This is a genomic window from Lysobacter oryzae DSM 21044 (assembly GCF_059568595.1).
Genome location: NZ_JCANTQ010000008.1, coordinates 714,148 through 726,808, shown reverse-complemented (window position 1 = coordinate 726,808; position 12,661 = coordinate 714,148). Strand labels below are relative to the sequence as shown.

The 12,661-nt window shown below is 68.0% G+C and carries 14 protein-coding genes; 9 read left to right on the top strand and 5 right to left on the bottom strand.

All coding sequences use genetic code 11. From position 1 onward, the window contains the following. The first annotated feature begins 8 nt into the window (after window positions 1–8). The 4 genes from BP05_RS03560 (at window position 9) to BP05_RS03545 (ending at window position 4,868) form a co-directional block, all read left to right on the top strand. A complete protein-coding gene (locus BP05_RS03560) occupies window positions 9–1,589 on the top strand; it encodes a protein adenylyltransferase SelO (RefSeq protein ID WP_496360474.1) in 1,581 nt (526 codons plus the stop codon). A 104-nt stretch (window positions 1,590–1,693) separates the two neighbouring features. Next, window positions 1,694–3,565, top strand: coding sequence for an ATP-binding cassette domain-containing protein (locus BP05_RS03555; protein WP_496360472.1), 1,872 nt, complete (start codon window positions 1,694–1,696; stop codon window positions 3,563–3,565). A gap of 75 nt (window positions 3,566–3,640) precedes the next feature. Then, the gene (locus BP05_RS03550; protein ID WP_496360470.1) at window positions 3,641–4,246 is read left to right on the top strand and encodes an alpha-ketoglutarate-dependent dioxygenase AlkB family protein; all 606 of its coding nucleotides are present in this window, start codon (window positions 3,641–3,643) and stop codon (window positions 4,244–4,246) included. 76 nt (window positions 4,247–4,322) lie between these two features. Beyond that, window positions 4,323–4,868, top strand: coding sequence for an SRPBCC family protein (locus BP05_RS03545; RefSeq protein ID WP_496360468.1), 546 nt, complete (start codon window positions 4,323–4,325; stop codon window positions 4,866–4,868). Window positions 4,869–4,886: 18 nt separating this feature from the next. On the opposite strand, the gene BP05_RS03540 is transcribed toward BP05_RS03545, so the two are convergent. Continuing rightward, a complete protein-coding gene (locus tag BP05_RS03540; RefSeq protein WP_496360466.1) occupies window positions 4,887–5,720 on the bottom strand; it encodes an SDR family oxidoreductase in 834 nt (277 codons plus the stop codon). Window positions 5,721–5,796: 76 nt separating this feature from the next. Between BP05_RS03540 and thpR the strand changes: the two genes are divergently transcribed. Beyond that, on the top strand, window positions 5,797–6,381 hold the full coding sequence (thpR, locus tag BP05_RS03535; RefSeq protein WP_496360464.1) for an RNA 2',3'-cyclic phosphodiesterase: 585 nt from the start codon (window positions 5,797–5,799) through the stop codon (window positions 6,379–6,381). Window positions 6,382–6,398: 17 nt separating this feature from the next. Here the strand turns inward: thpR and BP05_RS03530 are convergent, their stop codons facing one another. Beyond that, the gene (locus BP05_RS03530; protein WP_496360462.1) at window positions 6,399–6,644 is read right to left on the bottom strand and encodes a hypothetical protein; all 246 of its coding nucleotides are present in this window, start codon (window positions 6,642–6,644) and stop codon (window positions 6,399–6,401) included. A gap of 80 nt (window positions 6,645–6,724) precedes the next feature. Between BP05_RS03530 and BP05_RS03525 the strand changes: the two genes are divergently transcribed. Continuing rightward, the gene (locus BP05_RS03525) at window positions 6,725–7,333 is read left to right on the top strand and encodes a YdeI/OmpD-associated family protein (RefSeq protein ID WP_496360460.1); all 609 of its coding nucleotides are present in this window, start codon (window positions 6,725–6,727) and stop codon (window positions 7,331–7,333) included. A 24-nt stretch (window positions 7,334–7,357) separates the two neighbouring features. On the opposite strand, the gene BP05_RS03520 is transcribed toward BP05_RS03525, so the two are convergent. Then, window positions 7,358–7,633 (bottom strand): polyhydroxyalkanoic acid system family protein, encoded by a 276-nt coding sequence (locus tag BP05_RS03520; protein ID WP_496360458.1) that lies wholly within the window; start codon window positions 7,631–7,633, stop codon window positions 7,358–7,360. Between the two features lie 131 nt (window positions 7,634–7,764). Between BP05_RS03520 and BP05_RS03515 the strand changes: the two genes are divergently transcribed. Next, window positions 7,765–8,559 (top strand): FHA domain-containing protein, encoded by a 795-nt coding sequence (locus BP05_RS03515; RefSeq protein ID WP_496360456.1) that lies wholly within the window; start codon window positions 7,765–7,767, stop codon window positions 8,557–8,559. Here the strand turns inward: BP05_RS03515 and msrQ are convergent. Both msrQ and msrP read right to left on the bottom strand, forming a co-directional pair. Further along, entirely contained in the window at window positions 8,528–9,190 is a 663-nt protein-coding gene (msrQ, locus tag BP05_RS03510) for a protein-methionine-sulfoxide reductase heme-binding subunit MsrQ (RefSeq protein ID WP_496360647.1), read from the bottom strand. The genes BP05_RS03515 and msrQ overlap by 32 nt on opposite strands. Window positions 9,191–9,192: 2 nt before the next feature. Beyond that, entirely contained in the window at window positions 9,193–10,161 is a 969-nt protein-coding gene (gene msrP / locus BP05_RS03505; protein ID WP_496360454.1) for a protein-methionine-sulfoxide reductase catalytic subunit MsrP, read from the bottom strand. 222 nt (window positions 10,162–10,383) lie between these two features. On the opposite strand from msrP, the gene serC reads away from it, so the two are divergent. Together serC and pheA are read left to right on the top strand one after the other, a co-directional pair. Next, entirely contained in the window at window positions 10,384–11,475 is a 1,092-nt protein-coding gene (gene serC / locus BP05_RS03500) for a 3-phosphoserine/phosphohydroxythreonine transaminase (RefSeq protein ID WP_496360452.1), read from the top strand. Next, on the top strand, window positions 11,475–12,656 hold the full coding sequence (gene pheA / locus BP05_RS03495) for a prephenate dehydratase (protein WP_496360450.1): 1,182 nt from the start codon (window positions 11,475–11,477) through the stop codon (window positions 12,654–12,656). Before serC ends, pheA begins: the two co-directional genes overlap by 1 nt. Window positions 12,657–12,661 lie beyond the last annotated feature (5 nt).

Genomic DNA, 12,661 nt, shown 5'->3' with positions numbered 1-12,661 from the left:
ACATCCGGATGAGCCCATTGCACGGCGCTACGTTGGACCTGCGATTCGACAACCGATTCCTGCGCGAGCTGCCCGGCGACAGCGAAGCCGGCGCGCGCGTGCGCCAGGTCGAGGGCGCCGCCTGGTCGCGCGTGGAGCCCACGCCAGTGGCCGCGCCGCGCCTGCTCGCCTGGTCACGCGAAATGGCCGACACCCTGGGCCTGAGCGAAGCCGAGGTGCAGTCGCCGCAGTTCGCCGAGGTCTTCGGCGGGAATGCGCTGCTGCCGGGCATGCAGCCGTACGCCGCCAACTACGGCGGCCACCAGTTCGGGCATTGGGCGGGCCAGCTCGGCGACGGGCGCGCGATCACCCTGGGCGAAGCGATCAACCGCGCCGGAGAGCGCTGGGAGCTGCAACTGAAGGGCGCGGGCCTCACTCCGTACTCGCGCACCGCCGATGGCCGCGCCGTGCTGCGTTCGTCGATCCGCGAGTTCCTGTGCAGCGAGGCGATGCACCACCTGGGCGTCCCGACCACGCGCGCCCTGAGCCTGGTCGGCACCGGCGAGTGGGTGGTCCGCGACATGTTCTACGACGGGCATCCCAAGCCCGAGCCCGGCGCGATCGTCTGCCGGGTGGCGCCGTCGTTCCTGCGCTTCGGCAATTTCGAGCTGCCGTATTCGCGCAGCGACCTGCCGTTGCTGCGGCAACTGGTGGAGTTCTGCATACGCCGCGACTTCCCGCAGCTGCAAGGCGAGGGCGAGGCGCTGCATGCGGCGTGGTTCGGCGAGGTCTGCGCGCGCACCGCGGTGATGATCGCGCACTGGATGCGGGTCGGGTTCGTGCACGGGGTGATGAACACCGACAACATGTCGATCCTCGGCCTCACCATCGACTACGGGCCGTACGGCTGGATCGACAATTACGATCCCGACTGGACCCCGAACACCACCGATGCGCAGGGCCGCCGCTACCGCTTCGGCTGGCAGCCGAAGATCGCCTACTGGAACCTGATCCGCCTGGCCCACGCGATCTCGCCGCTATTCGAGGATCCGCAGCAACTCAACGCCGGGCTGCAGCGCTACGCCGACACCTACACGCGCGAGGATCGCGGCAACATCGCGCGCAAGCTGGGGCTGGCCGAGTGCCGCGACGCCGACGTCGAGCTGATGCAGGAACTGCACACGCTGCTGCAGGACGCGGAAGTGGACATGACCCTGTTCTTCCGCGCGCTCGCCGACGTCGACATCCAGGCGCCATCGGCGGCGCCGCTGGCGCCGGCATTCTACGACGAGGACCGGCGCGCGGCCACGGCCGCCGCTTTTGACGATTGGCTCGCCCGTTACGCGGCGCGCGTGCGCGAGGACGCGATGGCTCCGGCGGCCCGCCGGGCCGGCATGGATGCGGCGAATCCCCGCTACGTGCTGCGCAACTACCTCGCCCAGCAGGCGATCGACCGCGCCGAACAGGGCGATCTGGGCGGCGTGCATGAGTTGCTCGAGGTGATGCGCCGGCCGTACGAGGAGCAGCCCGGACGCGAGGCCTTCGCGCGCAAGCGGCCGGACTGGGCGCGGCAAAAGGCGGGTTGCTCGATGCTGTCCTGCAGTTCGTGAAGGCCGCCCGGGATGGGCCGAAAAGACGGTAGGCGTCGGCCATTCCGTCCAGGGCGACACAGATAAAGCGGGCTATCGGCGGGAGCGCCGCGTAAAATGACCGCATGCCCCTGATTACCCTGAACAACGTCGACTACGGCGTCGGCGGCCCGCTGCTGCTGGAAAACGTCGGCCTCTCCATCGAGAGCGGCGAGCGCATCGCCCTGATCGGCCGCAACGGCGCCGGCAAGTCCACGCTGCTGAAGCTGCTCGCCGGCGAAATCCAGGCCGACGATGGCGAGGTGCGGGTCGAAGGCGGCGTGCGCATTGCGCGCCTGGAGCAGGAAGTGCCGGCAGGGGCCGCGGGCGACGTGTGGGACGTCGTCGCCGGCGGATTGGGCCAGCTCGGTGCGTGGCTGGCCGAATTCCACCATCTCAGCCATGCCGAGCACGTCGACACCGAAGCGCTCGCCAGAGTGCAGGCGAAGATCGAGGACGTGCACGGCTGGTCGCTCGACCAGCGCGTGACCGAAACGCTGGCGCGGCTCCAGCTCGACGGCGATGCCGTGTTTTCCGGCCTCTCCGGCGGCATGAAGCGGCGGGTCCTGCTGGCGCGTGCGCTGGTGTCGTCGCCCGACGTCCTGCTGCTCGACGAGCCCACCAACCACCTGGACATCGAGGCGATCGACTGGCTCGAAGGCTTCCTCAAGGCCTGGTCCGGCGCACTGGTCTTCGTCACCCACGACCGCCGCTTCCTGCGCGCGCTCGCGACGCGCATCGTCGAGATCGACCGCGGCCAGGTCACCAGCTGGCCGGGCGACTGGGCCAATTACGAGCGGCGGCGCGAGGAGCGCCTCAATGCCGAGGCGCAGGAAAACGCCCGCTTCGACAAGCTGCTGGCGCAGGAGGAAGTGTGGATCCGGCAGGGCATCAAGGCCCGTCGCACCCGCGACGAGGGCCGCGTGCGCCGGCTCAAGGCGATGCGCTCGGAACGCGCGCAGCGCCGCGATCTCACCGGCAACGTGCGGATGGAAGTCGCGCAGGGCGATGCCTCCGGACGCAAGGTCATCGAAACCAAGAACATGTCGTTCGGCTACGGCGGCGAGGCGATCGTGCGCGACCTGTCGACGGTGATCATGCGCGGCGACCGCATCGGCCTGATCGGTCCCAACGGCAGCGGCAAGACCACGCTGCTGAAGCTGCTGCTGGGCGAGCTGGCGCCGAGCGAGGGCGAGGTGAAGCTGGGCAGCAACCTGCGGGTGGCGTACTTCGACCAGTACCGCGCCACCCTGCGCGAGGACTGGAACGCGATCGAGAACGTCGCCGAAGGCCGCGAGAGCGTGGAGATCAACGGCCGCCACAAGCACGTGATCGGCTACCTGCAGGACTTCCTGTTCACCCCGGAGCGTGCCCGCGCGCCGATCACCCGCCTGTCGGGCGGCGAGCGCAACCGCCTGCTGCTGGCGAAGCTGTTCGCACAGTCGTCCAACCTGCTGGTGATGGACGAACCGACCAACGACCTCGACGTGGAGACGCTGGAACTGCTCGAGGAACTGCTGGCGGATTACCAGGGCACGCTGCTGCTGGTCAGCCACGACCGCGACTTCCTCGACAACGTGGTGACCTCCACCCTGGTGATGGAAGGCGATGGCAGGGTGGGCGATTACGTAGGCGGTTACAGCGATTGGCTGCGGCAACGGCCCGAAGCCGCGCCGCAAGCCGCCACCAGGGCCGCGATGGCGGCGCCGATCGCGCAGGTCGCTGCCGCCGCCCCGGCCAAGCGCAAGCTCAGCTACAAGGACGCGCGCGAGCTCGAGCAGTTGCCGTCGCGGATCGAGGCGCTCGAAGCGCGCCTGGCCGAGTTGACGGCTGCCATGAACGACCCGGCGTTCTACCAGCGCGGCAGCGCGGGTATGGCCGAGCACAACGCCACGCTGGCAACCGCGCAGGCCGAACTCGATGCTGCCTATGCCCGCTGGGCCGAACTCGACGCATGACCCTGTCGCTTAACGATTAAGCCGGCAGCGCCGCATGGCGCAGCGGATGAGACGCGGCGCCCCCATCTTTCCCGGATGCGCCAATCCGCCCAGCAACACAGCCTCTTTGCCCCGGGTCCACGTGTACTCGCCGAGGACCGCGAAGGCGGCATCGTCTACCGCCCCGGACTGGTGGACGAGGTGACGGCGCGGCGCTGGTTCGAGGCCCTGCGGGACGAGGTGCCATGGCAGGCGCAGCAGCGGCCGATGTACGACCGCATCGTCGACGTGCCGCGCCTCACCGCAGGATTCCGCCTGGCCAGCGAACGGTTGCCGGTTGCCCTGCGCGAAGCCGCGGCCGTACTCCACCGGCATGTCGATGCGCCCTTCAACTCGGTCGGCCTCAACTACTACCGCGACGGAAACGACAGCGTCGCGCCGCACAACGACAAGCTGCACATCCTGGTCCCGCATCACCCCATCGCGTTGCTCTCGCTGGGTGCGGTGCGGCGCATGACCATCCGGCCGAAGCGCCCGCCGCGCGCGTCCATGCATGTCGACCTCGAACCCGGCAGCCTGCTGCTGATGAGTTACGACTCGCAGCTGCACTACGAGCATGGCGTGGCGAAGACGCGCGAGCCGGTGGGTCCTCGCATCAGCCTCGCGTTCCGGGTCCGCCCTGACGGGGGACGCCTCGGCTGAGTGCACCATCGCCACTTGCACGCGCCGGGTGGCCGCGCGTTAATCGCTGCATTCGTCGCGGCCATCGGGAGCCCTAATGCGCAGCACCTTCTTGGCAATCAGCCTGGTCCTGCTGGCCTTCGCAGGCGGCGCGCGTGCCGAAGTGAAGGATTCGGCCGCCAACGGCTTCACCATCGAGAATTCCCGGATCGTGCCGGTCGATGCGAAGACGGCATGGGCGGCGCTGGTCAATGACGTCGGTCGCTGGTGGCCCAAGGAACATACGTGGTGGGGCGATGCCACGCGCTTGTCGATCCAGCCGCGCGCCGGTGGCTGCTTCTGTGAGCTCAATGGCGCGCAACAGGCCCAGCACATGACGGTGACGTTCGTCGATCCGGAACGCACGCTGCGCATGACCGGTGGCCTGGGGCCGCTGCAGGGGATGGGCCTGGGCGGCGCCATGGAGTGGCGCTTCGCGCCGGTCGAAGGCGGCACGCGCATCACCCTGTGGTACCGCGCCGGCGGCTACACGCCGGACGACCTGAGCAAGTTCGTTGCAGTGGTCGACCGGGTGCAGGGACTGCAGCTGGGCGGGTTGGCGGACTACCTGGGCGACCAGGCCAAAGCCACGCGTCAGAAATAGCCGCCGCGGGCACTCGCTTCAGCCGATGAAGCCGCCGCCGTTGACATGGATGAACTGGCCGGTGACGTAGCTGCTGTCGTCGCAGGCGAGATAGACGTAGGCCGGTGCGCATTCGCTGGGCTGGCCCGGCCGCTTCATCGGCGTGTTGCGGCCGAATTCGCGCTGCTGCTGCTCGTCCATGCTCGAGGTGATCAGCGGCGTCCAGATCGGGCCCGGCGCGACGCCGTTCACGCGGATGCCGCGGTCGATCAGGTTCTGCGCCAGCGAATAGGTGAACGTCTCGATCGCCCCCTTGGTCGACGCGTAGTCGATCAGGTGCTTGCTGCCGCGGAACGAGGTCACCGACCCGGTGTTGATGATGATGCCGCCGTCCTCCAGATGCTCGAGCGCGTGCCTGACCAGATAGAAATACGGATAGAAGTTGTTCTCGAACGTGAGCCGTAACTGCTCGCTGCTGATGTCCTCCGGCTTCTCCTGGGGGACCTGGTCGGCTGCGTTGTTGACCAGGATCCTCAGGTCGCCAAGCGTGCGGACGGTCTCGTCGATCGCCGACTTGCAGAACGCCTCGTCGCGCAGGTTGCCGCGGATCAGCAGGCAGCGGCGGCCTTCCTTCTCGACCATCCATCGGGTCTGCTGCGCATCCGCATCCTCGCTCAGGTAGATGATCGCGACATCGGCGCCCTCGCGGGCGAAATGCACGGCGACCGCCCTCCCGATGCCGCTGTCGCCGCCGCTGATCAGTGCGACCTTGCCCGCGAGCTTGCCGCTGCCGCGATAGTCGTCGCGGATGGTTTCCGGCTGGGGCTGCATGGGCTGCTGCCTGCCCGGAATGTTGATTTCACGTGCCGACATGGGCGCCTCCCGCGGGATCCATGCCGAATGCTTGCGCGGGCCACGTTGCGGTCGCATGAAACACTAGACTGTGCGCATGCGCCGCGATGCCGCCGGACCTGCATCCAGCACCCCAAGCCCAGGCATGGGCCACAACCTTTTCTTCGGCCTCTTTCCGGACGCGGCGACGCGAATTCGCTTGGCCCGTGCCATCGAGTTGCTGCAGGCAGGGGCACCGCTACAGGGACGCTGGGTCAATCCCGCGCGTCACCACCTGACGCTGCATTTCCTGGGGTCGTACCCCGAATTGCCGTGCGAGCGCATTGCAGCGGCGTGCAGCGCCGCCACGCAGGTGGCGGTGCCGCCGTTCGAGCTGGTCCTCGATCGGGCGGGGCACTTTGCGCATGGCGTCGGCTGGCTCGGGTGTGCGCGGGCAGGCGCGCACCTGCAGTCGCTTTGGGCACAACTGCACGAAGCGCTGGCCCGTGCCGGCGTCGAGCCCAAGGGGCATGCGCGCTTCATCCCGCACGTGACCGTGCTGCGCGATGCGAGGCAGCCGTTGCCCGCGCGGCCGATAACCCCGGTCGTCTGGCCGGTGCGCGAGTTCGTGCTGATCGACAGCGTGCTGGGCGCACACGGCGACTATCGGCCAGCGGGGCGGTGGGAACTCGGTCCGGCGTAGGCCCTCGCGCGTCCGGATCAGACGCGCAACTTGATCGTGGAAACGTCTTCCACCGACCCATCCGGGGCGAGCACCGAATACGACCTGCGATCGCCGTCGGCGACCACCGGTATCGGGTCCTGGAAAAGCGGACGTCGGATGAACCGCAGTTCCCAGCCGAAGCGCTCGAGTTCGGACAGCGCCATCTGCTGGTCCTCGTTGAGCTGGCCACGCAAGCTGGCGGCACCCTCGTACCTGCCCTGGCGGCGTTCGCGATCCGGCATCGGGATTTCCCCTTGTCTTCCTGTCTTCGCAAACGCAGTCCCGGGGCAGAATAGGCCGCCTTCCATCAATGGGAATTGCCATGGGCCAGCGCGATCCGCGCATCGACGCTTACATCGCCGGTTCGGCCGAATTCGCCCGTCCCATCCTGGAGCACCTGCGCGAAGTCGTGCATGCCTCCTGCCCGGATTGCGAGGAGACACTCAAGTGGAGCGCACCGACCTTCACCTACCGCGGCAAGATCCTGTGCGGCATGGCGGCGTTCAAGCAGCACGCGACTTTCCGGCTGTGGCAGGGGACGCAGATCGTCGGTGCCGGCACCGGCAAGCAGGACGATGCGATGGGGCAGTTCGGCCGGATCACACGGATCGCCGACTTGCCGGGCAAGCGTGAGCTGGCGGGCTACATCAAGCAGGCGATGCAGTTGGTGGAGCAGGGGGTGAAGCGTCCTGCCAGCCGCGGCGGCACGCCCAAGCCTCCGGTCGAGGTGCCGGCGGACCTCGCCGTGGCGCTGGGCGCGAATGCCGGCGCCCGCGCCACGTTCGAGGCCTTCCCGGCCAGTTGCCGGCGCGAATACGTGGAGTGGATCACCGAGGCCAAGCGCGAGGAAACGCGCGCCAAGCGCCTGGCGCAGACCATCGAGTGGCTCGCCGAGGGCAAACGCCGCAACTGGAAGTACGAGAACTGCTGAGCCGGCGCGTCGGCGGCGATTGCGTCAGCTGAAGCGCTCGTCCAGGACGCGCTTGATCTCGGCTTCGATCGGCCCCTTGAAGGCCGACATCAGGAAGCCGAGGTTCGCGGTGACGCGCAGGCTCTTGGGCGACAGGTCGATCTTGCCGTCGACGCCGCCGCGGGCGAAGTTGAGGGTGTCGCCATCCCAGCCGTAGTCGACGCCGAAGCGTTCTGCGAGTTTGTCCGCGACTTCCTGCACCGCCTTGCGCGCCTTCGCGTGCGGCAGGGAATGGGCGTGGCGGATATCGATACTGGGCATGTCGGACGTCTCCTGTATGCCGCGCATTGTGCGGGCAGAAACGCCGGCATCCAAGCTGGGTCCGATGCCGCCGCCTGGCGGCAAACGCCGCCGAGCGTGCTAGATTGCGGGCGCTTTCCGATCCTCGACACATGACCGCCCTGAGACTGAGGTTTCCCAACCGCCAGCAGCCCGACCTGGTTCTTGGACCGGGCGTTCACGCCATTGGTCGCGATGCTGCGGAGCGCCCGGTCATCGTTGCCGATCCAGCACGGGCAATCGCGCAGTTCTGCGTCGATCGCCGCGGTGTGTGGCTGCAGGTGCACGAGGGCACGCGCGGCCTGCACGTCAACGGCCGCCCGGTGCGGCGCATGGCCCTGCTGCGGGCTGGTGACGCCGTCTTCGTGGACGGCAATGAATGGTTGCTGCTCGGCGACACGCCGCCTTCGGCGCCGCCGGAATCGCGGCCGGCGCCAGGCGAGCCCGATCCGCGCATGGTGCTGCGCGGTGTCGGTGGGCCGCACCATGGACGCAGCATCACGCTGGACCAGGCACGCGTGGTGGGCCGCTTGCCCGAATGCGACATCCGCATCGACGACGCGGCGTTCGCCGATCGGCACGCCCGGCTCGAACCGCATGCGGAAGGCATCGTGCTGCGCGATCTCGGCTCGCACGAGGGCAGCGTGGTGAACGGTTGGCCGGTGCGGAGCGCGCTGTTGCGCACGGGCGACCAGGTCGCCTTCGATACCCAGCGGTTCGTGGTCGAAGGCCCCAATCGCAACGCAGGCGCCGAACCGCGCAAGCCAGCCGCACCAGCGCCTGCCGAAGAGCCGGTGGCGGCGTTGCCCAAGCCCGCTTCCTCGGCGCGTCGCGTTCCGTGGCTGCTGTTGGCGGCGTTGTTCCTGGCGGTCGCGCTCAGCCTGCTGTTGCTGTACGGCGCACGGTAGCGCGTCGATCGCGCAGCACCTTCAGCAGGCGCCAGCCCAGCAACACGGCCAGGATCGTCGCGTAGAGCGCGGGCTCGCGGATGTCGGATTTGACCAGCCACCAGAAGTGCAGCACCGCCAGGACGCCGACCGCGTAGACCAGCCGGTGCAAGCGGGCCCAGTTGCGTCCCAGCCGGCGGATCGCAGCCTGCGTGGACGTGATCGCCAAGGGCACCAGCAGCAGCCAGGCGGTGAAGCCGACGGTGATGTATGGCCGCTTGGCGATCTCCTCGAAGATCTGCGCCCAGTACCCGCGCAGGTCGAGGACGAGGTAGGCGCTGAAATGCAGCGTGGCGTAGAAGAACGCGTACAGGCCAAGCATGCGGCGGAAGCGGATGAGCACGGCTTGGTGCGTGAGCTGGCGCAACGGCGTGATCGCCAGCGTGAGCATCAGGAACCGCAAGGCCCACAGGCCGAGACGATGCTCGATCTCGGCCACCGGGTCGGCGCCCAGGCCGCCGCTGCCGGTGAGCGCCTCGGCGCGGATCTGCCAGCCGAGGATCGCCGCCGGCGTCAACGAAAGCAGGTGCACGAGCGTCTTCGCGGCGATCAGGCTCCAGGAAGAGCGGGCGCCACGCGGCTTGCGCGCCATGGTCAGAACCACTTGCGCAGGTCCATGCCAGCGTAGAGTCCCGCCACTTGCTCGCCGTAGCCGTTGAAGATGCGGGTGGGGATGCGTTCGGCGAACAGCTTGCTCTGGGTGCCGGCGATGCGGCGCTCGGTCTTCTGCGACCAGCGTGGATGGTCGACGTTCGGATTGACGTTGCTGAAGAAGCCGTATTCGCTCGACTGCGCGTCGTTCCAGCTGGTGAACGGCATCGATTCGACGAAGGTGATCGCCACGATCGACTTGATGCCCTTGAATCCGTACTTCCAAGGCACGACCAGTCGCAGGGGCGCGCCGTTCTGCTGCGGCAGCGGCTTGCCGTACAGGCCGGTGACCAGGAAGGCGAGGGGATGCATGGCCTCGTCGATGCGCAGGCCTTCGCGATACGGCCAGTCGAGCGCGCGGTAGCGCTGCCCGGGCATCTGCTTGGGATCGTCGAGGGTGGTGAAGGCGACGTACTTTGCTTTCGAACTCGGTTCGAAGCGCTTGAGCACGTTCGCCAGCGGCACGCCGAGCCAGGGAATGACCATCGACCAGCCTTCGACGCAGCGCAGCCGGTAGACGCGTTCCTCCGGCGTTACGCCCTTGAGCAGGTCCTCCAGCGACATCACGCCGGGCTTCGCGCAGCGTCCGCCGACGGCCACGCTCCAGGGCTTGAGGCGCAGGGTGAGGTCCGCGCGCGATGGGTCGCTCTTCCCCGTCCCGAACTCATAGAAATTGTTGTAGCTGGAGACGTCCTCGTAGCGGGTGAGGGCCTCGGTGGTGCGGAAGCCGGCCCGCGCCTGCTCCGGCGTCACCACGACGCGGGAAGGCGGCGGCGGGGCGGCATTTCCGCACCCTGCCAGGCCCAAGCCGGGGATCGCGGCCAATGCGGCGAGCAGGCGGCGGCGGTCCTGGTAAACCGACTCGTCGGTGATTTCGGCGGAGGGTATCCGCAAGGCATCGCGCAGTGACATGGCCGGCTCCGGCGTGTGGTTCGACTATATGTCCAGAGGCCATAAGCGGGCGAAAAGTTGCGCGTGCAACCCTTGATCCGGGCGTGTTGCGCTGCGGCATACTAGCCGGGCCGCACACCGCTACCGCCTGGCCTGCCATCCCTCGCCTTGCCGACCCTTTGGCCTGTTCCCGGAACAAGCCCCTGTGCCGCAAGAAACCACTCCGCCAAGTCGAGGAAATCCATGTCGCGCGTACACAACTTCAGTGCCGGTCCCGCCACTCTTCCTGAATCCGTTCTGCGCCAGGCGCAGGAGGAGATGCTCGACTGGCATGGCGTGGGCGCTTCGATCGTCGAGCTCAGCCACCGCGGGCCCGAGTTCATCCAGGTCGCGACCGAGGCCGAGGCCGACCTGCGCAAGCTGATGTCGATTCCCGACGACTACGCCGTGCTGTTCCTGGGCGGGGGCGCCACGACCGTGCAGGCATTGCTGCCGCTGAATTTCGCCGCGCCCGGCCAGGCCGCCGACTACGTGCTGACCGGCCACTGGGGCAAGACTGCGATCAAGCAGGCCAAGCCGTATGTCGCCACCAGCGTCGCCGCGACCAGCGAGGCCGAGGGCTTCCGCACCATTCCCGCCCGCGATGGCTGGCAGCTGTCGAAGGACGCGGCGTACGTCCACGTCACCGCCAACGAGACCATCCACGGCGTCGAATTCCGTGACGAGCATTACCCCCAGGGCGACAACGTACCCGTGTTCGCCGACTTCAGCTCCAGCATCGCCTCCGAGCCCGTCGACGTGTCGAAGTTCGGCGTGATCTACGCCGGCGCGCAGAAGAACCTCGGCCCCGTCGGCATCACCGTGGTCATCATCCGCCGCGACTTGCTCGAGCGAGCCGGCCAGCCGCGCGCCGACATCCTCGATTACCGCTCGCACGTCAAGGGCGAGTCGATGCTCAACACGCCGCCGAGCTGGAACTGGTACCTGCTGGGCCTCACCGTGAAGTGGATGCTGGCCGAAGGCGGCGTCGAGGAATTCGCCCGCCGTAGCGCACGCAAGTCGGCGCTGCTGTACGGCGCCATCGACAACTCCGGCGGCTTCTACCGCAACGAAGTCGACAAGGCCGTGCGCTCGCGCATGAACGTGCCCTTCTTCCTGCACGACGACGCGCTCGACAAGCCCTTCCTCAAGGAAGCCGAGGCCGCCGGCCTGATCTCGCTGAAGGGACACCGCGCCCTCGGCGGCATGCGCGCCTCGATCTACAACGCCATGTCGGAAGCGGGCGTGCAAGCGCTGGCTTCGTTCATGCGCGATTTCCAGCAAAGGCACGGGTGATGGCGGCAAAGTCTCCGAAGGAAACGGCGGGGCGCAAGAAGGCCGCCACGACGAAAAGGTCCTCGAAGGCGCCTGCTGCCCCGAAGCCCGTTACCGACGAGACCAAGCCGGACCTGGGCGCCGTGCGCGCCCAGATCGACGGCATCGACCAGCAGATCCAGGCGCTCATCGTGCAGCGCGCCCATTGGGCGCACCAGGTCGGGAAGGCCAAGGGCAAGCTCGCCGCGGCGGTGGACTACTACCGCCCCGAGCGAGAGGCGCAGGTATTGCGCCGTGTCGTCGATCGCAACGATGGCCCGCTCAACGACGAAGTGCTGGTGCGCTTGTTCCGCGAGATCATGTCGGCGTGCCTGGCGCAGCAGGAGCCGCTGAAGATCGGCTTCCTCGGCCCGGAAGGCACCCACTCGCAGCAGGCGGTGTACAAGCACTTCGGCCATTCGATTCACGGTCTGCCGCTGGCGAGCATCGAGGAAGTGTTCCAGGAAGTGGAGGCCGGCCACGCCGACTTCGGCGTGGTGCCGGTGGAGAATTCCACCCAGGGCACGATCCAGTCCACGCTCGACATGTTCCTTACCTCGGGCCTGCGGATCTGCGGCGAGGTCGAGCTGCGCGTGCACCAGCACCTGCTGTCGCGCGCCGGGCGGCTCGAGGACATCGAGCGCGTGTACTCGCATCCGCAGTCCTTCGCGCAGTGCAAGGCATGGTTGCGCCAGTACCTGCCCAAGGCCGAGAAGATCGCCGTATCGAGCAACGCGGACGGCGCCAAGCGCGCGCGTAACGCGGATGATGCCGCGGCCATCGCCGGGATCAGCGCGGCCAGTGTCTACGGCCTGAAGTCGCTGGCCGGCCCGATCGAGGACCGGCCGGACAACACCACGCGCTTCCTGGTGCTGGGCCGCGAACTGTTCCCGCCGTCGGGCAACGATCGCACCTCGCTGCTGGTCTTCATCAAGGACCAGCCGGGCGCGCTGTACCACGTGCTGGCGCCGTTCGCGAAGCACGGCCTGAGCATGAACCGGATCGAGTCGCGCCCGGGGCACACCGGCCTGTGGCAGTACGCCTTCTTCATCGACATCGCCGGACATGCGCAGGAAGAAGCGATGCATCGTGCCCTGGACGAAGTCGGCGAGTTCGCGCAGGCGGTGAAGGTGCTCGGCTCCTATCCGGTTGCGATTGCATGACGGGC